We start from the raw sequence: 22060 nt of genomic DNA, 5'->3' as shown, positions 1-22060 counted from the left end.
GCGTGCCGGGACGCACCGGCACCCGACCCGAGGGCGTCTCCCGCCCCGGTCGCCCACTCGCCTACGGACCCGTGCTCGCGGTCGTGGCGGTGGGTCTCCTGGCCACCGTCGTCGCGGCCGCCTTCTCCGGCGCGGCGGCCGCCCCTCCGGTCGGCATCAACGACGCCGGTGCCGTCGTGCGCTGGGCCCTGCCGGCCGTGCGTGTCGTGCACGACGTCACCGCCTCCCTCACCTTCGGGGCCCTGCTGCTGGTCGGTGCCCTCGTGCCGCGCTGGCGCGGCGCCGGTGCGCTCGACGACCCCCGCGTCGCCCAGGGCCTGCGCCTCGCCATGCTCTCGGGCTTCGTCTGGGCGCTCGCCGGCCTCGTCGGGGTCGTGCTCGGCTTCAGCGACGCCGCCGCCCTGCCCCCGGGGCACCCCGCCTTCGCCTCCGAGCTCATGGCGTCGGTGTGGTCGCTCGAGGCGCTGCGGGTCGGCATCATCAGCGCCGGCTGCGCGTTCGTCGTCGCCACCGGCTGCGCCCTCGCCCGGTCGCGCTGGGCCGCCCTCGGCCTGGCCGCCGTCGCACTCTTCGGCATCCTCGTCCTCGGCCTGGCCGGCCACGCCGGCGGGTCGGCCGACCACGAGACGGCCGTCAACGCCCTCGGCGCCCACCTGCTGAGCGCCGCCACGTGGGTCGGCGGCCTGCTCGCGCTGCTCGTGCTGCGTCCCACCCTCGGCCCCACCCTCGCGGTCGTCGCCCGCCGCTACTCCTCGCTCGCGCTGTGGTCGTTCGTCACCCTCGGTGTCTCGGGCGTCATGGTGGCGAGCACGCGTCTGGCCGGGCTGTCCGACCTCACGACCGACTACGGCATCCTCGTCGTCGTCAAGGTGCTCGCGTTCGTGGCCCTCGGCGTCGCCGGGTGGTGGCACCGCCGCTCGACCCTGACCGCCATGGAGACGGGCGCGGGGGCAGGCGGGTCGCGCCTCGGCCGACCCTTCGTGCGGCTCGCCCTCGGGGAGGGCGTCGTCATGGCCTTGGCCTTCGGCGTCGCCGCCGCCCTCGCCCGCAGCGCCCCGCCCGTGCCCGAGACGACGGCCGACCCGACGGCGGCGCTGGCGCTCACCGGCTTCCCTGCGCCCGACGCCCCGACCGCCCTGTCGTGGGTGACGGCCTGGCGCGTCGAGTGGCTCTTCCTCGCCACCGGCCTGCTCGCCATCGGCCTCTACGTCGCCGGGGTCGTGCGCCTGCACCGCCGCGGCGACCGCTGGCCCGTCGGCCGCACCGTCAACTGGGTCGTCGGCTGGCTCGTCTTCCTCTACGCCACCAACGGCGCGCTCGGCATCTACGGCCGGGTCGCCTTCTCGTGGCACATGACCCTGCACATGGTCGAGGCGATGGTCGTGCCGATCTTCCTCGTCCTCGGCGCGCCGGTCACCCTCGCCCTGCGGGCCCTCGCCGCGCGCAAGGACGGCTCCGTCGGACCCCGCGAGATCGTCCTGCGGGTCGTGCACTCGAAGGTCTTCGCCGTCGCCGGCAACCCGATCTTCGCCGCCGTCTTCTTCTTCGCCAGCCTCGTCGCCTTCTACTGGACCGGCCTCTTCGAGCTCGCCCTCACCACCCACACGGGCCATCTGCTCATGACGGCCCACTTCGTGCTCGCCGGCTACCTCTTCGCGTGGGTGCTCGTGGGCGTCGACCCCGGCCCGAAGCGCTGGAGCCCCGCGCTGCGCCTCATCGTGCTCTTCGCCACCATCGCCTTCCACGCCTTCTTCGGCGTCGCGATGATCTCGGGCACGGACGTCATCGCCCCCGACTTCTTCCGCACCATCGACATCGCCTGGGTGCCCGACCTGCTCGCCGACCAGCGCAACGGCGGCTCGGTGGCGTGGGCCATCGGTGAGCTGCCCGCCCTCGCGCTCGCCCTCGTCGTCGCCGCCCAGTGGTTCCGCAGCGACAGGGCGGAGGGGGTGCGCCGCGACCGTCGCGCCGACCGTGACGGCGACGCCGAGCTCAACGAGTACAACGAGCGCCTCGCGCGCATGGCCGGCCGCCGCGACGACGCCTGACCCGCAGCCACCCGTGACGGATGCCGGTGCGCCCGGTGCGCCGACCGGCATCCTCACACTCGGGCGCGGTCGGCCCCCGGCGCGCTGACCGGGCGGCACGGGGTCGGCGCCGTGGGCCGTGGGACAGTGGCCCCATGAAGGTGGCCGTCATCCAGCTCGCCTACGGCGACGACGAGTCGGTGGCCGAGCGCACCGACCGGGTCGTCGCCCTCGTCGAGGCCCAGGCCGGGCACGACCTCGTCGTGCTGCCCGAGCTGTGGCCCGCCGGAGGTTTCGACTACGGGCGCTGGTCGGAGCGGGCCGAGCCCCTCGACGGCCCCGTCGCGACGGCCCTCTCGGCCGCGGCCCGGCGTGCCGGCGTCACGCTGCACGGAGGTTCGATCGTCGAGCGCGGCACGCCGGTCGGGGACGGTGACCACGGGGTGTGGAACACGAGCCTCGTCTTCGGCCCCGACGGCACCCTCGTCGCGCGCTACCGCAAGATCCACCGCTTCGGGTTCGGCGAGGGCGAGCCGATGCTCATGGACGCCGGTCACGAGCTCGTCGTGCTCGACGTCCCGACGGCGGACGGCCCGCCGGTGCGCGTGGGTCTGTCCACCTGCTACGACCTGCGCTTCCCCGAGCTCTACCGCCGGCTGCTCGACGACGGCGCCCGGGTGCTCGTCGTGCCCGCCGCGTGGCCGATGCGTCGCGTCGCCCACTGGACCCTGCTCGGGCAGGCCCGGGCGGTCGAGAACCAGTGCGTCGTCGTGCAGTGCAACACCGCCGGCACGCACGCCCGCCACGAGATGGGCGGACACTCGCAGGTCGTCGACGCCACAGGGAACGTTCTCGCCGCCGCGGGCGCTGAGCAGGAGGTGCTGAGCATCGACATCGACACCGCGGCGGTCGACATCTGGCGCCGCGACTTCCCCGTCCTCGCCGACCGGAGGCTGTCGTGACCACCCCGGCCTCGGAGCGGGCCCGCGTCAAGGTGCGCGCCCCCGAGCTCGTCGGACGCGGCTGGCTCAACACCGGTGGGCGTGAGCTGAGCCTGGCCGACCTGCGCGGCCGCGTCCTCCTGCTCGACTTCTGGACCTTCTGCTGCGTCAACTGCCTGCACGTCATCGACGAGCTGCGCGAGCTCGAGGCCCGCTTCCCCGACGTGCTGACGATCGTCGGCGTGCACTCGCCCAAGTTCGAGCACGAGGCCGACCCCGACGCCCTCGCCGCCGCCGTCGAGCGGTACGGCGTGCACCACCCGGTGCTCGACGACCCCGACCTCGTCACGTGGAAGGCCTACACCGCGCGGGCCTGGCCCACGCTCGTCGTCGTCGACCCCGAGGGCTACGTCGTCGCGTCGATGTCGGGCGAGGGCCACGCCGCCGGTCTCGTCTCGCTCGTCGACGAGCTCGTGGCCGAGCACGGCGCCAAGGGCACCCTGCAGCCCGGCGACGACCCCTACGTCGCGCCGCCGCCGGCCGACACCGCACTCCGCTTCCCGGGCAAGGTGGCCGCCCTGCCCGACGGCTCGTTCGTCGTCTCCGACAGCGCGAACGCCGCCATCGTCCACCTCGAGGGCGACCTCGAGACCGAGCGCCACCGCTGGGCCGGCGGCCCGCTGCGTGAGCCGCAGGGCGTCCTGCTCCCCGACCCGGCCGTGCGCGAGCGGCTGGGGGTCGACGTCGTCGTCGCGGATGCCGGCGCCCACCTCCTGCTCGGCCTGACGTTCGCCGACGGCGGGGTCCGTGTGCTCGCCGGCACGGGCGACCAGCTGCGCGAGCGGGTCGGCGCGGGCGCCCGGCCGGCCCTGCAGCAGGCCCTGTCGACCCCGTGGGACCTCGCGCCGCTCGGCGACCGCGTCGTCGTCGCCATGGCCGGCACCCATCAGCTGTGGGCGTGGACGCCGGGCAACACCCCCGAGAACGGCACGGTCGAGGTCATCGGCGGCACGACCAACGAGGGGCTGCGCGACGGCCGGCTCGACAATGCGTGGTTCGCCCAGCCGTCGGGCCTGGCCACCTCGGCCGACGGCCGCACGGTGTGGGTGGCCGACAGCGAGACGTCGGCGCTGCGCTCCGTCACGACCGACGAGGCCGGGGCGCTCGTCGTCACGACGCACGTCGGCACCGGCCTGTTCGACTTCGGCCACCGCGACGGCGCCGCCGCCGACGCGCTGCTGCAGCACCCGCTCGGCGTGACCGTGCTGCCCGACGGCTCCGTCGCCGTCAGCGACACGTACAACGGGGCGGTCCGCCGCTTCGACCCCGCCACGGGCCTCGTGAGCACGATCGCGCAGGGACTGGCCGAGCCGAGTGACGCCGTCGCCGAGACCGACGCGGAGAACGGCGAGGCCCGTCTCGTCGTCGTCGAGTCGGCCGCCCACCGCCTGACCCGCGTGGCCCTACCGGCCGACGCCCGGCACGGCGAGCACGTCGACGGGGCGGCGCACCGCACCCAGCGGCCCCCGACGCCGCTCCCGTCCGGCGAGGTCGAGCTCGAGGTGACGTTCGTGCCCCCTGCCGGTCAGAAGCTCGACGACCGCTGGGGCGACCCGACGATGCTGCAGGTGTCGGCGACGCCCGAGCACCTCGTCGTCGAGGGCGCCGGGCGGTCGCGCGGCCTGCGTCGCACCATCCGGCTGGCCTCCGACATCCCCACCGAGGGTGCCGGGCCCACCGGGACGCTGCACGTGTCGGTCCAGGCGGCCGCCTGCGACGGCGACCCCGAGACGGGAGAGGTGCCCGAGCACGCCGCCTGCCACCTCTTCCAGCAGGACTGGGGCATCCCCGTCACCATCGACCCGTCCGCCCCCGCCCGCCTCGTGCTCGACCTGCGCGGGGCGTGACCCCGTGAGCCGCGCGAGCGACGACCCGTACGACCGCGACGACAGCCGGTACGACGACCGCCGCGCCACCGCCACCCGGCATCCGGACGGCTACGGCAGCACGGGCCGCGTCGAACGGCACCCGAGCTTCCTGCGGACCCTGCTCAGCCTCGTGCTCGGGCTCGTCGCCGTGCTGCTCATGCCGCTGGGGCTCGTCACCGCCTGGACGGCGTACGCGGTGACCCAGACGGACGCCTTCGTCGACACGGCGGCGCCGCTCGTGCAGCGGGCCGAGGTGCAGCGCTCCATCGCGTCGGACGCGAGCGCCGCCGTCGTGCAGCAGCTCGACCTGTCGAGCGAGCGGCTGCGCCAGCAGGTGCAGGCCCCCGTGCGGCAGGCGGTGCAGACGGTCGTCGCCAGCGACGAGTTCGCCCAGGTCTGGCGGTCGTCGCTGCGCCAGGCGCACGCGCAGCTCGTGGACGAGCTGCGCCGACCCGCGACGGGGTCGGCGGCCGACGGGCTCACCGTCGACCTGCAGGTGCGGGTGCCCGCCCTGCGCGAGCGACTCGCGTCGTTCGGGGTCGACCTGCCCTCCGACATCGCCCCCACCGTGCAGGTGCCGGTGCTGTCGGCGAGCCAGGCCGACGCGTTGCGTGGGCCATTCCAGCTGCTCGACGCCTACGGCCTCTGGGTCCCCGTCGTCGCCCTCGGGCTGGCGGTGCTCGCGGTCGCGGTCGCGAACCGGCGACGGCTCACCGCAGGCCTGCTCGCGCTCGGGTTCGCCGTCGGCGCAGCCCTGCTCGCAGCGGCGCTCGCCCTCGCCCGACCGCTGCTCGTCGGCGCGGTCGCCGACCTGGTCTCGGCCGAGTCGACGGTGCGCGCGTTCGTCGACGCCGCCTACGGGGCCGCGCAGGACGGCATCCACCTCGAGATCGGCGTGCTGTTGGCCCTGTGCCTGCTGACGTGGCTCGTCGTGGCCGTGACGCGCCCGCGCCGCCGGCGCGCCTGAGGCGCCCGCCGGACCTGCGTGTGGCTGTCAGCTACGACCAAAGTCGTACGCGACGATTGCAGGGGTAGACCGGCGACCGATGCGCCCGCCCGCCCGGCTGCGGTGGGCTGGGGGCATGGACGACGCCCGCACCTTCGAGCTCTCGCCGGCCGACCGCACGTTCGTCGTCGTGGGGCTGGCGCTGCTCGGGCTCGTCATGACGGCCGCACTGCCCACGGTGGCGCGGTGGACCGAGGACCACGGGGCGGCCCTGCCGGGCTGGCTGGCCGCCGTCGCCGCGTGGGAGTCGGGGTGGACGTGGGGGAGGCCGGCGATCGGCGCCGCCGTCGGTGTGCTCGCCGGAGGGCTGCTCGTCGGTCACGCCCACCGCGTCGAGGTCTCCCGCGAGCGCATCCTCGTCAGCCGGGGACGCGGGACGCGCCGGGTGCGGCGCATCCCGCGCGACCGCGTCGCGTCGGTCCACCGCACCCGGCGCACCGTCGTCGTCGAGGGGCTCGACGGGCGCGACCTCTTCTCCGGCACGGTCGAGGGTGACCGCGAGGCGCTGCCCGCGGCGTTCCGCCGCCTCGGCTACCCGTTCGAGGACCGCTGAGCGCGGCAGCCGGTCAGCCGGTCAGCGGGTCAGCGGGGCGGCTGCGAGACGCGCACGTGGTTGCCGAACGGGTCACGGAAGCCGAAGTCGGTGCCGTAGCCGCGGTCGACGGGCTCCTCGGGCAGCTCGACGCCCTTGCTCTGCAGGTCGCGCCACAGACCCTGCACGTCGTCGGTCTGGAAGAAGAGCGTGCCGGCCGCGCCCTTCGTCACGAGGTCGCGGACCTGGCCCGCGGTGGCGTCGTCCATCGACGGTGCGCCGGGCCGCTCGAGCAGGACCTCGCGGGTCTCGCCGGGGACGCGGACGGTGAGGAAGCGCATGAAGCCGAGGTCGGCGTCGGTGCCGATCTCGAGGCCGAGGGTGCCGACGTAGAAGTCGAGGGCCTCGTCCTGGTCGAGGACGTAGAGGGACGTGATGGCGAGCGAGGTGATCATGGCGCCGACGTTAGGGCGCCGGGGCCCGGCCGCGCTTCTCCGAAACTGCTCGGCCGCAGCCATGCCATGGCGAAGCAGGACGGGGTCGGCGGCAGCGGCCCCCGGCCGCGGTACGCGGTCGGGGTCTCACCGACCACCCGCGTGAAGGTGCGCGTGAAGGTCCCGAGGCTGGCGAACCCGACCGCCCAGCACACCTCCGTCACCGGCATCGAGGTGGAGCGCAGCAGGTGCATGGCGCGCTCGACCCGGCGGCGCTGGAGGTAGCGGTGCGGCGTCTCGCCGAACGTCGCCGCGAACGTGCGGATGAAGTGGCTCGGCGAGCAGCACGCCAGGCGCGCCAGGGCATCGACGTCGAGCGCCTGCGCGTACGAGGCGTCCATGGCGTCCTTGGCCCGCAGCAGGGCGCGGTTGCGTTCCTCGCTCGCCCGGCTCACGCGCCCATCCTCGCGCAGCGGCATCCGTCGCCGTACACCGAACGGCCCGGATGCCGGTGCGCTCGGCTGGGTAGCCTCAGCGGGTCCGCGACCGCGGCGAGGGGGCGAGGCCCTCGACGGCATCCGGTGACGGGACGTCCGACGGAAGGAAGAGGACCATGCGCGCCGTCGTGTTCGACGAGTACGGGCAGACCCCCGACGTGCGTGAGGTGGCCGAGCCCGGCTGCCCGCCCGGTGCCGTAGTCGTCCGGGTGGAGGCCACGGGCGTCTGTCGGTCGGACTGGCACGCGTGGAAGGGCCACGACCCGGTCGCGCTGCCGCACACCCCGGGCCACGAGTTCGCCGGGGTGGTGGACCGGGTGGGGGGCGGCGTCACGCGCGTGCAGGTCGGCGACCGGGTCACCGTCCCCTTCACGTGCGGCTGCGGGGTGTGCGACTTCTGCCGCACCGGTCAGGCGCAGGTCTGCCCCGACCAGTACCAGCCGGGCTTCACCGGGCCCGGCTCGTTCGCCGAGCTCGTCATGGTCCCGGCGGCCGACACCAACGTCGTCGTGCTGCCCGACGAGGTCGACACGACGGCCGCGGCGGCGCTCGGCTGCCGCTTTGCCACCGCCTTCCGGGCCGTGCAGGGCCAGGGCCGCGTCGGGGCGGGCCAGTGGCTCGTCGTGCTCGGCTGCGGCGGCGTGGGGCTGTCGGCCGTCATGGTCGGCGTGGCCCTCGGGGCCCGGGTCGTCGCGGTCGACCTCTCGCCCGCTGCCCTCACCCGGGCCCGCGAGCTGGGCGCCGAGCTCACCCTCGACGCCGCCGACCTGTCGGCCCTCGTCGAGCGGGTGCGCGAGGTGACCGGCGGTGGCGCGCACGTCGGCGTCGACGCGATCGGGTCGCCTTCCGTCGCCGCGGCGTCGGTGCGGCTGCTGCGACCGCGCGGTCGGCACGTGCAGGTCGGGCTGCTGCTCGGTCCGGACGCCGCCACCGCCCTACCGATGGACCTCGTCGTCTCCCGCGAGCTCGAGGTGCTCGGCTCACACGGCATGGCCGCGGCCGACTACCCGGTCATGATGGCGCTCGTCGCCGACGGCCGGCTCGACCCGGCGTCGCTCGTCGGCCGGGTCATCGGGCTCGACGAGGCCGGTGACGCGCTCGCCGCCATGGACGGTCCGACCGGCCCCGGCCTCACCGTCGTCCGCCTCACCCCCTCCTGAACCGTCGAGAGGCCACGTCCCGACACCCCTGACCGTCGAGTGGCCACCTCCCGACGCTCGCACGGGGCGCGAGTGAGCACGCACGCTCAGGCGTCGGGGACTCGCGCGCTGCTTGCATGGCGCCATGTCGAGCACCCCTGCCCCCGCCGCCCACCGGGCGGCCGACGTCGACCGCCTCACGCCCGCCGACCGCGACCGCTGGGTCGACGCGCTGCGGGTCGGGTCGCTGCTCGTCGTCGTGCTCGGGCACTGGTTCATGGTCACGCTCACGGCCGGCGGCACCATCACCAACGCCCTCTCGCTCGCACCCACGCTGCAGCCGGTCACGTGGCTGCTCCAGGTCATGCCCCTGTTCTTCCTCGTCGGCGGGGTGGCGCACGCCCACTCCCTCGAGTCGCTGGCACGGCGGATGCCGTCGGGGCCGGGCCGGTACGCCGCCTTCGTACGGCAGCGGGCGAGGCGCCTGCTGCGGCCGACCCTCGTGTTCCTCGCCGTGTGGCTGGTCGTCGGTGTCGCCGCCCACCTCTCCGGCCTCACCCGCACGCCCGGCGCCGACGGGGCCTTGACGCGCGACGCCCTCGTCATGGTGCCGCAGCTGCTCTGGTTCGTCGGCATCTACCTCGGGGTCGCGGCCTGCGCCCCCGGCATGCTCGCGCTGCACCGTCGCCACGGGCTCGCCGTCGTCGCCGTGCTCGTCGTGCTGTCGGTCGTCGTCGACCTGCTGCGGTTCAGCGGCGGGTCGAGCGCCGGCGCGGGGCTGCTCGCCAACCTGCAGTTCGCCCTCGTGTGGCTGGCGCTGCACCAGCTCGGGTTCGCTTGGCGCGACGGGCTGCTCACGCCTGCTGTCGGCCGGCTGATGCTGGTCGGCGGCTTCGGCACCATGCTGCTCTGCGTCACGGTCGGGCCCTACCCGACGTCGATGGTCGGGCTGCCCGGGGAGGCACTGTCGAACATGGCCCCGCCCACCGTCGCGCTGCTCGCCCAGGGCGTCGGCATCTGCGGGCTGGCCGTCGTGCTCCGCGCCCCCATGACCCGGCTGCTGGCCAGGCCGAAAGTGTGGCGGGCGGTCGTCGTCGCCGGCGCCTTCGCCATGACGGCCTTTCTCTGGCACCTCACGGCCCTGCTGCTCGTGCTGCTCGGGCTGCGCGCTGCCGGCATCGACCAGCCCGAAGTGGCCGGCCCCGCCTGGTGGCTTACCCGGCCCGTGCTGTTCGTCGGGCTCGCGGCCCTCACGGCGGTCTTCGTCGCCGTCTTCGCCCGCTTCGACCGCCCCCGCCCTGCGCGCGACGAGCGTGTCCGGGCGGGCGCCGACCACCCGGCATCCTCACACCGGGCCGACCCGCTCGCCCGCCTCGGGGCGCTCGTCACCGTGCTGGGCGTGCTCATGGTGTCGGTGGTCGGGGTCGACGTGCTCGGCGCCCGGCCGGTGTTCTTCCTCGTCGCCGACGTCACGCCGGGCGCCGCCCTCGCGGTGCTGGCGGCGGGGGTCGCCCTGCTCACCCTCGCGCGCGAACACACCGAGCAATGACGAGATCCGCGGGTTGCAACTCGTGGACCTGAGCACTGCTCGGTGTGTTCGCCCCGCCAGCCGCCCCGGGTCGGTCGCGGCCGGTAGCAGCGGGCCTCAGAAGGCCGACTCGGGCACGTCCATGAGGCTGTTGTCGGTCGCCTCGGCGATGGCGCGCTCGGCGGCCAGCTTCGGCAGCACGGTGCGGGCGTAGAACGAGGCCGCCGCCACCTTGCCGGTGTAGAAGTCCGCGTCGGCTCCGGTCGCGCCGGCGTCGAGGGCCCGCTGGGCCACCTCGGCCTGGCGCAGCAGCAGCCAGCCCACGACGAGGTCGCCGGCGGCGAGCAGCAGGCGGGTCGTGTTCTGCCCGACCTTGTAGACGTTGGCGGGGTCGCCGCCGAGGCGCGGGTCGCTCTTCATCGCGTCGTCGACCATGTGGCCGACGATGCCCTGCACGTCCTCGAGGGCGCGGCCGAGCAGCTCGCGCTCGCGGTCGAGCGAGCCGCCGAGGTCCTTGGCGAACTCCTGCACCTGCGCCGCCACGTGCGCGAGTGCCTGGCCCTGGTCGCGCACGATCTTGCGGAAGAAGAAGTCGAGGCCCTGGATGGCCGTCGTGCCCTCGTAGAGCGTGTCGATCTTCGCGTCGCGGACGTACTGCTCGACGGGGTAGTCCTGCAGGAAGCCGGAGCCACCGAACGTCTGCAGCGACTCGGTGCCGAGCAGCACCCAGGCTCGCTCCGAGCCCAGGCCCTTGACGAGGGGGAGGAGCAGGTCGCTGACACGGTGGGCGAGCTCGGCGTCGGAGCCCTTCTCGAGGGGCGCCGTCGGGTCGCCCGACTGGGCCTGGTTGACGACGTCCTGCTGGGATGCCGTGTAGAGCACGAGCGCGCGCAGCCCCTCGGCGTACGCCTTCTGCAGCATGAGCGACCGGCGCACGTCGGGGTGGTGCGTGATCGTCACGCGCGGGGCGGTCTTGTCGCCGCTGCGGGTGAGGTCGGCGCCCTGCACCCGCTGCTTGGCGAAGTCGAGCGCGTTGAGGTAGCCCGTCGACAGCGTGGCGATCGCCTTGGTGCCGACGAACATCCGCGCGTTCTCGATGATCGTGAACATCTGTGCGATGCCGTCGTGCACGTCGCCGAGCAGGGTGCCGACCGCCGGCTCGTGCTCGCCGAAGGTGACCTCGCACGTCGTGCTGACCTTGAGGCCCATCTTGTGCTCGACGTTGGTGACGTAGACGCCGTTGCGCTCGCCGAGCTGTCCGGTCTCGAGGTCGACGTGGAACTTCGGCACGATGAAGAGGCTGAGCCCCTTCGTGCCCGGGCCGGCGCCCTCCGGACGGGCGAGCACGTAGTGGACGACGTTGTCGACGAGGTCGCTCTCGGCCGAGGTGATGAAGCGCTTGACCCCCGTGACGTGCCACGTGCCGTCGGGCTGCTGCACGGCCCGGGCGCGTCCGGCGCCGACGTCGCTGCCGGCATCCGGCTCGGTGAGCACCATTGTCGTGTGCCAGGCGTGGTCGACGATGTGCTTGGCCAGCTTCTTCTGGTCGTCGGTGCCGTAGTGGAAGAGCAGGTTCGCGAAGGAGTAGCTGGCCGTGTACATGTGCACGGCCGGGTTGGCGCCGCAGACCATCTCGGCGACGGCCCAGCGCAGCGACGCCGGGACGACCATGCCGCCGAGCGCGGCGGGCACGTCGAGGTTGCCCCAGTCGCCGTCGACGTACGCGCGGAACGAGCGGTGGAACGACTCGGGCAGCGTCACCGAGTGGGTGGCCGGGTCGAAGACGGGCGGATGCCGGTCGCTGTCGAGGAGGCTGTCGGCGAGCTCGTGCTCGGCGAGGCGGGCGACCTCGCGCAGGATGTCGCGGGCGGCGTCGACGTCGACGTCCTCGTAGATGCCGCGGCCCAGCACCTCCTGCCGGCCGAGCACCTCGAAGAGGTTGAACTCGAGGTCTCGGACGTTGCTCCTGTAGTGGCCCATGGGGTCCTCCGCGTCGCTGCTGGTGCCGTGGTCTGGCGTGACGGTCGGGGGTTACCGGCCGGTCACTTCCATGATGCTACTCGTCGGTAAGAAAATCGACGCGCCGACGTCACGATCGGGAGACGGTCGGCGCGCACTGCGCTCGACGCGGGCTGTGGACGCGCGGGACGATGGGGTGGTGGACGCCCGTGACCGCCTCACCGCGGACCCCTTCGACTGGCAGCGCACGGCATCCGGACAGGTACGGGTGTCGCGAGGTGGACGCCTGGTGGCCGTCGTCGCGGGCGCCGCCGCCCGGCGACTGGACCGCGTGCTCGACGGTGGCGACGATGGGGCGATCCAGCACGCGCTGGCCCGGGCTACCGGCAACTACAAGCGTGGCAACGAGCGCTGACGGCGGTGATGGGGCTGACGCCGCGTGCGGCCCGGGCGGCTCGGGCGGCGGTTACCGACCCCGGACGTGCGAGAGGGCCCGGTCATGGTGACCAGGCCCTCTCGGCGATGGAGCAGGTGGCACGAATCGCACGTACGTCTTCCTCCTGGAGGGAGGCTGTTCTGCTACTGAACTACACCCGCGAGCGCTGCCCACCATAGCGGAGGCGGCGGCTCGGGTCGAAACCGGCGCGCTGGGGCGCACCCCCCGGACAGCACGACGCCCCGTCCGCACGGGGACGGGGCGTCGCAACGCGAGGGGAGCCTCAGTTCTTGAAGACGTCCTTGACGTTCTCGCCGGCCTGCTTGGCGTCGGCCTTGGTCTGGTCGGCCTGGCCCTCGGCCTCGAGGCGCTCGTTGTCGGTCGCCTTGCCGGTGGCCTCCTTGGCCTTGCCCGTGAGGTCCTCGGCGGCGTTCTTGGCCTTGTCCATGAGTCCCATGGTGATCTCCTTCTGTAGACGAAGTGACACAGGGCCAACTACTGGCGTCCCGTATCGGTTCCGGTACGACGGAGATACCCCTTGGGGTGGTTTGTTGAACATCTTCGAACCCCCGTCCCTCTCGGCTCGTCGGCGCGATGCGGCGGGCCGCCACGGGCCGGCCCGTGGTGAGGGGAGGGTGTCGTCACGGCCGCGACGGGCCGGTCAGGATGCGGAGCGAGCGACGGGAATCGAACCCGCGTATCCAGCTTGGGAATCAGACAACACTGGAATCTGACTGACGCCGGTCACGCACACAATGTGCTCTGACCTGCACCAACAGAGTAGACCGTGAGCCGACGTCGGGTGCGGTTGGGTGTGGTTGGGTCTGCACATCTGGCACGATCTGGCACGCACGCGCTTTCCTCGCACTGCTATCCCAGTTCGCCGGCGGATTCGTAGGCCCTCGCGAGGTTGCTCCGGGAGATCAGCGTCTGGGGGTGGTGAGGGCCCAGGACCCGCTCGGAGTCGGTGAGGGTCCGCTCGTACAGTGGGATGGCCCGGCCCAGGTCCTCGGCCGACTCGTAGGCGATCGCGAGGTTGTTCCGCGAGGCCAGCGTCTGGGGGTGGTCGGGGCCCAGGACCCGCTCGGAGTCGGTCAGGGTCTGCTCGCAGAGCGGGATGGCCCGGCCCAGGTCCCCGGCCGACCTGTAGGCGCTCCCGAGGTTGTTCCGGGAGATCAGCGTCTGGGGGTGGTGAGGGCCCAGGACCCGCTCGCGGTTGGTGAGGGTCCGCTCGTACAGTGGGATGGCCCGGCCCAGGTCCCCGGCCGACCGGTAGGCGATCGCGAGGTTGTTCCGCGAGGTCAACGTGTGGGGGTGGTCGGGGCCCAGGACCCGCTCGGAGTCGGTCAGGGTCTGCTCGCAGAGCGGGATGGCCCGGCCCAGGTCCCCGGCCGACCGGTAGGCGCTCGCGAGGTTGTTCCGGGAGGCCAGCGTCTGGGGGTGGTCGGGGCCCAGGACCCGCTCGGAGTCCGTCACACTCTGCTCGTACAGCGGGATGGCCCGGCCCAGGTCCCCGGCCGACCGGTAGGCGCTCGCGAGGTTGTTCCGCGAGGTCAACGTGTGGGGGTGGTCGGGGCCCAGGACCCGCTCGGAGTCGGTCAGGGTCTGCTCGTACAGCGGGATGGCCCGGCCCAGGTCCCCGGCCGACTCGTAGGCGTAGGCGAGGTTGTTCCGCGAGGTCAACGTCTGGGGGTGGTCGGGGCCCAGGACCCGCTCGGAGTCGGTGAGGGTCTGCTCGTACAGCGGGATCGCCTGGGCCAGGTCCCCGGCCGACTCGTAGGCGCCGGCGAGGTTGTTCCGGGAGGTCAACGTCTGGGGGTGGTCGGGGCCCAGGACCCGCTCGGAGTCGGTGAGGGTCTGCTCGTGCAGCGGGATCGCCCGGGCCAGGTCCCCGGCCGACTCGTAGGCGCCGGCGAGGTTGTTCCGCGAGGTCAACGTCTGGGGGTGGTCGGGGCCCAGGACCCGCTCGCGGTCGGTGAGGGTCTGCTCGTACAGCGGGATCGCCTGGGCCAGGTCCCCGGCCGACTCGTAGGCGCCGGCGAGGTTGTTCCGCGAGGTCAACGTCTGGGGGTGGTCGGGGCCCAGGACCCGCTCGCGGTCGGTGAGGGTCTGCTCGTGCAGCGGGATCGCCCGGGCCAGGTCCCCGGCCGACTCGTAGGCGCCGGCGAGGTTGTTCCGCGAGCTCAGCGTGTCCGGGTGGTCAGGGCCGAGGTGGCCGCGCGCCCGGTTGAGCAGCTGTTCGTGGAATGCGACAGCGTCGCGGGCCAACCCCGCCTCCTGTAGGGAGTGACCCGCACGGAACAGCACGGGGTGACCACCCGACTCGGCGTCCCATAGAGCCGCCGGGCTGACCCGTTCGACCGACGCAGTGTTGGCCCTGAGGGACTCGGACAGCGTCGGCGTGTTCTCGATGGCAGGCCAGACCTCGAGCAGACTCTCGGCGGCAGCGAGAGCGAGAGTCTGGATGTCCGCGGCGGGAAACGCATGAAGAATTGCCCGGCCGGTGAGGTTGTGCATCCGCACTGCCTGCGCGTCTTGGCCCGGGTTGTGGCTGACGAGTGACAGCCGGTCCAGCGCCCGCAGCGCCCCCCGCGCCACATCTCGCGTGACGTCTCCACGGCTGGTCCGGGCGGTGAGCCAATCCCGGGCGGGCTTGCTGGTGAAGACGGTCTCGGGCGCGCCGGCCGGGTCGAATACAGCCACCAACGCCGCCATCGGGGAAGCCAGCCCACGCGGTTCCATTCGGTCCGCGGCTTCGACCGCCAACGCCCACGTCGTGGCGACCGTCTTGGCGTAGCCGTCGGCGTCCGCATCGGCCGGAAACAGCTCCTCCAGGGCGCGGGACCTGTCGGCGAACCATCGACGGTACTGCGCGCAACCGACCCCTTGGTCTATGATCACGGCCGCCGCGTGCGCCAGCCCCAGCGGCAACCGGCCCAAGTCATCGGCAAGCGCGTCGGCCTCTGCTAGCACGTCGCCCGGCAACCGGTCCCCCATCGGCGTCAACCGGTCCACCAGGTACCCGCGGGCCTCCTGGTTCGTGTACACCCCGACATCGATCATCACTCGCCCGCCCCCGGACAACGACGCATCCCGCCGCCGGGTGGTGACGACCACCCGTCCAGTTCCGGCCGGCCACAACCCGGCCAGGTCGGCCGGATCGGCCACATCGTCCATCACCACCAGCCACGACCGGTCCGTCCCCGCAACGAACCCTAGGAACAGCGCCGCCAGCCGCTCCGGATCCACCCCTGGATCCGCCAGGTCCAACTGGACCGCCGCCTGCGCAAATCCGGTGATCACAGCGGTGCGGGACTCCGCAGCCACCCACACCCGCAGATCCACGGTCGTGGAGTCGAACGCGCCGGCGGCAATCTGTGACTTGCCCACCCCCCCGTCGCCGGACAGCACCTGCCGCAGCACGACGTCTGCCTGTCCCGCCATCAGATCCAGGACGGACGACCGGGAGCGGAACGCCGACGCCAACGGCGGCGGTGACCCCACCACCACCGGCCAGCTGACCTGTCTGCGCGGCATCACCATGTTCACCGTGCCGTTATCGCCGATGTTGCCGACTATGCCTCCGGTCACGGCAATGTCAGGCTTCGCCGCTTCCACCCCGTCCGCCGCACTTGGTTCTTGGTCGTCCATGCAAGGCCCCGAGCGCGTACTAGTGCATGGTGACGTTGCCGTGGTCGCCGATGTTGCCGACCTTCCCACCGGTCACGGTCACGTTGTACTTTGTCTTGATGCCAGCACTATCGGCGGCCACCGCTACCTGCTCTGCCGCGGCAACAATGTCTGGATCCTGGTCAGCGCCGGTCTCGCGTAGCTGCTTCGCGAGCGGCTTCTCGTATGTCTCGGTATCCTCCTCGTGATCCGCCAGGGTCTGCTTCGCTCTGGGGTTGTCGTCGAACTTTCTTTGAAGCAGGCCCTTCAGGCTGGCGTATCCGTCCTTGACTGCCTGAGTGGCTGTCTCGCCCACACCCGCAGCCACCCCGGCCGCCAAGGCCGCCAGAATCAACGTCACCGGATCCATGTCACCCTCTCCCTACGCTGCCTCAACACTCACTGAACCGACAAGCACGGCGATCCTGCCTTCGCCCTGGCCATCATCCATGCTTTAGCGCGACGCCGCGCGCGATCAGCACAACGGGGCGCAGTCCTGGGCCGAAGGCCGAAAAACCGCGCAGTGGTCCAAACGCCTCCGCTGGGCACGTGATCGGCCGGCACTGCTCGGCATATCGCCGCCTTCCCGCGCCACTGTTTGGGAATCAGACGATGGTGGTTTCTGACGGGTGCTGGCCAAGCACGGAGAGGCGCCTGACCTGCACAAACATGATATCCGGTCTCTCGTTGAGTGGTGTGGGAAGGTGCCCATAGGTGTGGCTGTCTGGCACGATCTGGCACGGACCGTGCTGATGATGGGTCGAGTGGCCGCCCGTCTCGCCGGCCGTCAACCTCTGTCGCTGGAGCCCGGATCTGCGGTGGCACCCTCGTACCAGATCAGCGGGACCACCTCGAGCATCTGACTCCAAACCTGAATCTGGTCCCAGACTCCTCGGTCTGGGGCGTCGAGAGCGTCCAACTGACCCAACTGTGCGATGCCGGCACTGGCGCATGCCGCCCTAAGTTGTTGTTCTAGGGACACGAGGCTGAACTCAGTTCCCCGATACTCGGCCAGCTGCCGAAACTCCGCATCCAGTGTTTGCCGCTCCAGGCGGTCCTGAACCTCACGCAGTTCTGATAGGACTCCGTTCATGGAGTGATCAGCTGTAACCACGCGGTGATGCTCCTGACCATCGCAGGGGAGGTCCGATGGAGCGAACCCATAGGAGTGCTGCAGGACTTCGTCGGCCGAGTAATGCATCCAGAAAGTCTCACGCGTCCAAAACGCTGGAGCGGTGTACATCACCAGGAGGGGCCTGCCCTTGTGGACACCCCGCTTTTCCAGATCGAGCAGCGCCAAGAACTGGTGGTCCGAGGTGTCGATCCTGACGCGGTAGTGTTCCTTGCCTAGGTAGGGCCAAGTGGGACTTCCCGGGGCCGCGCGTGAAACGTACTCGCCCAATTTGAACTGGACAAAGATCGCGAGTCGGACAGTGAGCACCCCCACGTCAAACCCTAAGTCCTTCTCGGCCTTGAGTGACGGCAGCATGGGTGGCGCGCTCACTCCGCCCAATGCGAGCTTAGCGAGAAGCTCCAGCTCTCGCGTTACTGAATACCCGTAGGAGAACTCCGAGAACTTAGGGCGCATATGCACTCCTGATCACTGGGGATATGTCATGGTTAGCCGCCGTCAGTTGGTTCCGTGGGTATCTTAGGCTTGATTCGACCCCAACCGTCTTTGAGGGATAGTAGAAACTCCGGGGGGAGATCGGTTCTCTCCAGCAGGGCTGGAATGTCAGCGCGAACCCCCCAACTGTCGAGGCCACCCGGATCAGCTGCACCCTCCAATGCCTGGGCAAGAGAAGTCAGTTCCGCCGAGTCTAAGCGGTCGAACTCTGAAGCCGGTATTCGTGTGAGCCTGTCAGCGGTCCATTTGGCGTCGGCAACGTTCCAACCATTCAACGTGTCGATTACGTCAGGCATCAGCTCGCGCAGTGGGGAGCTTGATGAAGAGAGCCAGTCCTTGAGGCGAACGGATCGGATCTGCTTGAGGAAGACCTGGGCACTCTCGGGATCAACGCCGGACCGGTGGAGTGCCACAATCGCATCCAGCAAGTCCTCGCTGGACCGCTCCGCTGCTCCCACGACGCGTGATCGAAAGTCCACTGGGACGAGGAGCCACACTTCAGGACGAAGAAGGGCCTCTGCGAGAGGACCCGGACTCTCCGCGAGTATCTCACCCAGGTGCCACTCCGCGCCGGCGAGGTCTGGCCGCCAGATGTCGAGCAGGTGACGGGCCACCCTGACAACCCGTGACGCCAAACTACCCGCAATAGCGTCCGCGTCCCCGTGTCGCGCGAGGAGCTCTCTAAACATCACGGCACGTGCAGTCCGGTGGACGACTGGCGCTGTCTCTTTTGCGAACCGCTTCTCTGCCTCCTCGCCGGGCGCGAGCCTGTGAATATCCGTTGCGAGTTCATTCGCCAATGCTTTTGCTCGTCCAGGAAGGACCTGCGCTTCGCGGGTAAGCACTAGGTCGATCGCGGTTCGCACGGCGATCTCGACTTCGTAGGCCTGTGGGGAGAGGTGGCTAGCGTGCGCGTAATCGTTGCGCATCTCACGGATGGAGTGAAGGCGCTTCTTTTCGTTGGAGGTGAAGAACTCATGTTTTGCCGCGAGGTCTATCAGTTCGGCCTCTTTGGAACTCCCAGACTTCAGTGCCGCTGCTAATCCCTGTCCCAGCGCAGTGTGGCCTACTGCCATCTGCTTGAGCCTAGCCTCGAGGGCCTCAATTGCGGCCAAGAATGCCATGACGTAAGCGGCCCGCCACGCGCCAGCCTCGTAGCAGAGTTGGCACTCGTTCAGCAGAATGAGGTCGTCTTCTCCAGAGACTCGCCGCCGAGCATCCGTCCAAATCATAGTGTTGCCTTTCAGCGAAGTCGGGCCCTGGCGGTGAGATCATTATCCTGTGCGGTCGTCACGGATGCCGTCGTAGAGGGCGCGGCCGATCCACCTGAGCATTTGTTCCTTGAACTCGGGCTTGTCGAAGAACGCTTGGAAGAGGCTGTCGTTGGCCTCGTGGCGCTGGACGACCTTCTCCTGGACCTTGGGCTCGAGGTAGACCTCGAACTGGCGGAAGTCGTTGTTGAGAGCGACCAGGCGCACGTCCTCGTCCTCGGCGAGGGCAGCCTGCTGCTGCTCGAACCAGATCCGATCGCCTTCGCCCAGATCCATCCCGAACCGCTCGTTCAGGGCATTGATCAGCTCGGATAGCCTGTCCATCGGCTCTTCGTGCTGCTTACCGCGCCCTTCTCCCAAGTGCCCTGGAAGGGGTTCGTCTGATCCCTCGGTGAGCGAAAGCACCTCCTGCTCCGCGAGCAGTTCCGTGCGCAGGTGGGTCAGGACTACGGCATCGCCCAAGTCGACCGAGCCGCTGCTGTCCGTGCGCGGCAGACGGGTGATGAGGTACTTGCCGTGGTAGTAGAGCTGCTCGAGCTCAGGATCTCGGAAGGGCACGATCTGCGCGAGGTAGGCGTAAGCGCGGACGAAGTCGCGAACGGCGGTCCGGAAGCCCTCGCGGTCGTCCTCGTCGAGGTCGTGCCATCGGGCGACCGCCGGGTCGGTGTACCGGTTGAGGGTGGCGTTCGCAGCCGGCCCTCCGCGCAGCACGGCGTCCACAGCTGCGGCCATCTCCGCTGAGTCAATGATCGATGCATCAAGGATTCGGCGCTGCAGGTTGTAGAGCAGGTTCGGGTCCGCCGGGGTGGCTGTGGTCTCTGTGAACCAAGGTTGGAACGCCTCGCGGATCTCCTCGCCCCTGTTCACGAAGTCGAGGACGAAGGTGTCCTCCTTCCCAGCATGAGTACGGTTTAGTCGTGAGAGCGTTTGGACAGCGTTGACGCCAGCGAGCTTCTTGGCCACGTACATGGTGTGCAGCAGCGGCTGGTCGAAGCCGGTCTGGTACTTCTCCGCCACCACGAGCACTTGGTACTCCGGCCCCCCGAACCGTTCCGGCAGCTGCGACTCGGAGAAGCCGTTGATCGCGGACTCCCGGCAGACCACGGTTGGGTTGTCTGGGTCGGTCAATGTCCCTGAGAACGCCACCAGGGCACGCAGAGCACCATCGCCGCGGTCATAGCCCTTCTCCCGGATGTACTCGCTGATCGCCCGGTGGTAGCGCACGGCGTGGATTCGTGACGGTGTGACGACCATGGCCTTGGCCCGGCCGCCGATCCTGCTCGCGGTGTGGTGGCGGAAGTGCTCGACGATGATCTCGGCGCGCTGCTTGATGTTCGACGGGTGCAGCGACACCCATCGGGCCAGTGCCGACGCGGCCCTGCCCTTGGGCAGTTCCGGATCATCGTCCAGGCCGAGACCGTTCGCGAGCCGGTAGTAGGTCGCGTACGTGGTGTAGTTCGCCAGCATGTCCAGGATGAAGCCTTCCTCGATGGCCTGGCGCATGGAGTACAGGTGGAACGGGGCCCACCGTGGTTCTCCCGCGCTATCGATCACGCGTTCACCGAAAAGTCCGAGCGTCTTCTCCTTGGGAGTGGCGGTAAACGCGAAGAAGGTCAAGTTCTTCTGCTTCCCTCGCGCCTCCACCGACGCGACGAGGAGGTCTTGGCCATCGACCTCTTGCTCGTCTTCGGCCTCGATTTCGGCGCGGGTCTGACCGGTGAGCACCGCCTTGAGGTCCTTGGCTGCATCGCCTGTCTGCGAGCTGTGCGCCTCGTCGGCAATGACCGCGAACCGGGTCCCGGCCACGGTGTTGGCGGACTCGGCGACGACGGGGAACTTCTGCAGCGTCGTGATGATGATTCGCGCCTGCTTGCCCTCGAGCGCGTCACGCAGCTGCCGGGAGTCCTTGTCGATCTTGACGATCATCCCGGGCGTGTGGTCGAACGAGGCGACCGTGTCCTGCAACTGCCGGTCGAGCACGGTCCGGTCCGTGATGATGACGACCTTGTCGAACACCGGCTCGTTAGGTCCCAAACCGGCCGCCCGGGCACCTTCACCGAGCCCTGCGTCGTCTACCGCCGTGTGCAGTCGGGAGAGTCGGTGCGCCAACCACGCGATGGTGTTCGACTTGCCCGACCCGGCTGAGTGCTGAACCAACTTGTTGTGCCCTGGCCCTTGTTCTCGCGCGGCGGCGAGCAGCTTCGAGACAGCGTCCCATTGGTGGTAGCGCGGGAAGATCGTCCGGGTCTGGCCGGTCTTCTTGCCGGCTTCGTCCCGCACGTGCTCGACGTGCACGTAAGAGCCGAGGAGATCCAGCCAAGTTTCGCGGGTCCATACGTGCTCCCACAGGTATCCCGTGCGGTGCCCATGCGGATTGAGAGGGTTGCCCTTGCCGCAGTCAGGGCTTCCCGGCGTGGAACCCATATTGAACGGCAGAAAGACCGTGTCCGGCCCCTGCAGGCGCGTGGTCATGTAGACCTCGTCTTGGTCCACAGCGAAGTGCACGACGGTCCGTGCCCGGAAGATCAGATCGGTCGGATTCCGGTCCGTCCGGTATTGCCGGATCGCATCCTCAACCCGCTGCCCCGCGGTGTGCGTCTTGATCTCCGCGGTGGCAGTCGGGACCCCGTTGACGAACAACACCAGGTCCAGGGAGGCAGCCGGGTTGGACTCGGAGTGGTGCAGCTGTCGCACCAGGGTGAGACGGTTTGCGTCGTAAGCCTCCTGCAGCTCCGACGTAAGCCCGTGCGCAGGAGCGAAGTAGGCCAAGTCGACGTTGACGCCCATGTCCTTCACGCCGCGGCGTAGAACGTCGACAGTACCTCGCGCGGACAGCTCATCAGCCACCCGGCGGACCAGTTTCTGCTCGGCGACGATCTCGGAGCCGTGGAGAGAAACGAGTCGTTCCCACTTCTCCGGCTGGCTGGCCCGCACAAACGCCATCAACTCGCGCTCGCTCAGTCCAAGGCTCCGGTTGTACGCCGCCGGGTCACCCTTGAGCCATGCGACCTTTGCGAGCTGCTGCTCGATCCACTCCTCGAACGCGCTCTCCCGGTGCGCCTTCAT

Annotated in this window: 17 protein-coding genes and 1 tRNA gene; 8 read left to right on the top strand and 10 right to left on the bottom strand. The window is 70.5% G+C overall.

Annotated features, from left to right (window positions below; all coding sequences use genetic code 11):
- Positions 1-2: 2 nt before the first annotated feature.
- From DFJ68_RS13435 to DFJ68_RS13415, 5 genes are all read left to right on the top strand, one after another.
- Positions 3-2048, top strand: coding sequence for a bifunctional copper resistance protein CopD/cytochrome c oxidase assembly protein (locus DFJ68_RS13435; protein ID WP_245963648.1), 2046 nt, complete (start codon positions 3-5; stop codon positions 2046-2048).
- A gap of 134 nt (positions 2049-2182) precedes the next feature.
- Positions 2183-2989, top strand: a complete 807-nt coding sequence (locus DFJ68_RS13430) for a carbon-nitrogen family hydrolase (RefSeq protein ID WP_121033956.1) — start codon at positions 2183-2185, stop codon at positions 2987-2989.
- Positions 2986-4875: an NHL domain-containing thioredoxin family protein gene (locus DFJ68_RS13425; RefSeq protein ID WP_121033954.1), complete on the top strand. Its 1890-nt coding sequence runs from the start codon at positions 2986-2988 to the stop codon at positions 4873-4875. Before DFJ68_RS13430 ends, DFJ68_RS13425 begins: the two co-directional genes overlap by 4 nt.
- Before the next feature lie 4 nt (positions 4876-4879).
- Positions 4880-5863 (top strand): hypothetical protein, encoded by a 984-nt coding sequence (locus DFJ68_RS13420; RefSeq protein ID WP_121033952.1) that lies wholly within the window; start codon positions 4880-4882, stop codon positions 5861-5863.
- A gap of 115 nt (positions 5864-5978) precedes the next feature.
- Positions 5979-6455 (top strand): YqeB family protein, encoded by a 477-nt coding sequence (locus DFJ68_RS13415; protein WP_147431585.1) that lies wholly within the window; start codon positions 5979-5981, stop codon positions 6453-6455.
- Between the two features lie 29 nt (positions 6456-6484).
- On the opposite strand, the gene DFJ68_RS13410 is transcribed toward DFJ68_RS13415, so the two are convergent.
- Both DFJ68_RS13410 and DFJ68_RS13405 read right to left on the bottom strand, forming a co-directional pair.
- Entirely contained in the window at positions 6485-6889 is a 405-nt protein-coding gene (locus tag DFJ68_RS13410; protein WP_121033948.1) for a VOC family protein, read from the bottom strand.
- Complete coding sequence (locus DFJ68_RS13405; RefSeq protein ID WP_121035374.1) at positions 6886-7323, bottom strand: helix-turn-helix domain-containing protein; 438 nt, start codon at positions 7321-7323, stop codon at positions 6886-6888. The genes DFJ68_RS13410 and DFJ68_RS13405 overlap by 4 nt, the downstream gene beginning before the upstream one ends.
- Before the next feature lie 158 nt (positions 7324-7481).
- On the opposite strand from DFJ68_RS13405, the gene DFJ68_RS13400 reads away from it, so the two are divergent.
- Both DFJ68_RS13400 and DFJ68_RS13395 read left to right on the top strand, forming a co-directional pair.
- Entirely contained in the window at positions 7482-8525 is a 1044-nt protein-coding gene (locus tag DFJ68_RS13400; RefSeq protein WP_121033946.1) for a zinc-dependent alcohol dehydrogenase family protein, read from the top strand.
- A gap of 124 nt (positions 8526-8649) precedes the next feature.
- On the top strand, positions 8650-10053 hold the full coding sequence (locus DFJ68_RS13395; protein WP_121033944.1) for an acyltransferase family protein: 1404 nt from the start codon (positions 8650-8652) through the stop codon (positions 10051-10053).
- Positions 10054-10149: 96 nt separating this feature from the next.
- Here DFJ68_RS13395 and DFJ68_RS13390 read toward each other — a convergent pair whose 3' ends face one another.
- Positions 10150-12012 (bottom strand): acyl-CoA dehydrogenase, encoded by a 1863-nt coding sequence (locus DFJ68_RS13390; RefSeq protein WP_121033942.1) that lies wholly within the window; start codon positions 12010-12012, stop codon positions 10150-10152.
- Positions 12013-12190: 178 nt separating this feature from the next.
- On the opposite strand from DFJ68_RS13390, the gene DFJ68_RS13385 reads away from it, so the two are divergent.
- Positions 12191-12406: a hypothetical protein gene (locus DFJ68_RS13385; protein WP_121033940.1), complete on the top strand. Its 216-nt coding sequence runs from the start codon at positions 12191-12193 to the stop codon at positions 12404-12406.
- Between the two features lie 108 nt (positions 12407-12514).
- Here DFJ68_RS13385 and DFJ68_RS13380 read toward each other — a convergent pair.
- The 7 genes from DFJ68_RS13380 to DFJ68_RS13355 all read right to left on the bottom strand — a co-directional run bounded on the left by DFJ68_RS13380 (position 12515) and on the right by DFJ68_RS13355 (position 22060).
- Positions 12515-12588 (bottom strand) — tRNA-Gly (locus tag DFJ68_RS13380).
- A 122-nt stretch (positions 12589-12710) separates the two neighbouring features.
- Positions 12711-12884: a CsbD family protein gene (locus tag DFJ68_RS13375; RefSeq protein WP_121033938.1), complete on the bottom strand. Its 174-nt coding sequence runs from the start codon at positions 12882-12884 to the stop codon at positions 12711-12713.
- Positions 12885-13297: 413 nt separating this feature from the next.
- Positions 13298-16078 (bottom strand): tetratricopeptide repeat protein, encoded by a 2781-nt coding sequence (locus tag DFJ68_RS13370; RefSeq protein ID WP_121033936.1) that lies wholly within the window; start codon positions 16076-16078, stop codon positions 13298-13300.
- A 19-nt stretch (positions 16079-16097) separates the two neighbouring features.
- Positions 16098-16466: a hypothetical protein gene (locus tag DFJ68_RS13365; protein ID WP_121033934.1), complete on the bottom strand. Its 369-nt coding sequence runs from the start codon at positions 16464-16466 to the stop codon at positions 16098-16100.
- 417 nt (positions 16467-16883) lie between these two features.
- The gene (locus DFJ68_RS13360) at positions 16884-17684 is read right to left on the bottom strand and encodes a hypothetical protein (protein ID WP_121033932.1); all 801 of its coding nucleotides are present in this window, start codon (positions 17682-17684) and stop codon (positions 16884-16886) included.
- A gap of 32 nt (positions 17685-17716) precedes the next feature.
- Positions 17717-18955, bottom strand: coding sequence for a hypothetical protein (locus tag DFJ68_RS18140; RefSeq protein ID WP_147431584.1), 1239 nt, complete (start codon positions 18953-18955; stop codon positions 17717-17719).
- A gap of 42 nt (positions 18956-18997) precedes the next feature.
- A complete protein-coding gene (locus DFJ68_RS13355; protein ID WP_121033929.1) occupies positions 18998-22060 on the bottom strand; it encodes a type I restriction endonuclease subunit R in 3063 nt (1020 codons plus the stop codon).

The sequence above is a fragment of the Terracoccus luteus genome (assembly GCF_003635045.1).
GTDB classification, from domain to species: domain Bacteria; phylum Actinomycetota; class Actinomycetes; order Actinomycetales; family Dermatophilaceae; genus Terracoccus; species Terracoccus luteus.
This window is presented reverse-complemented; position numbering and strand designations above follow the sequence as displayed.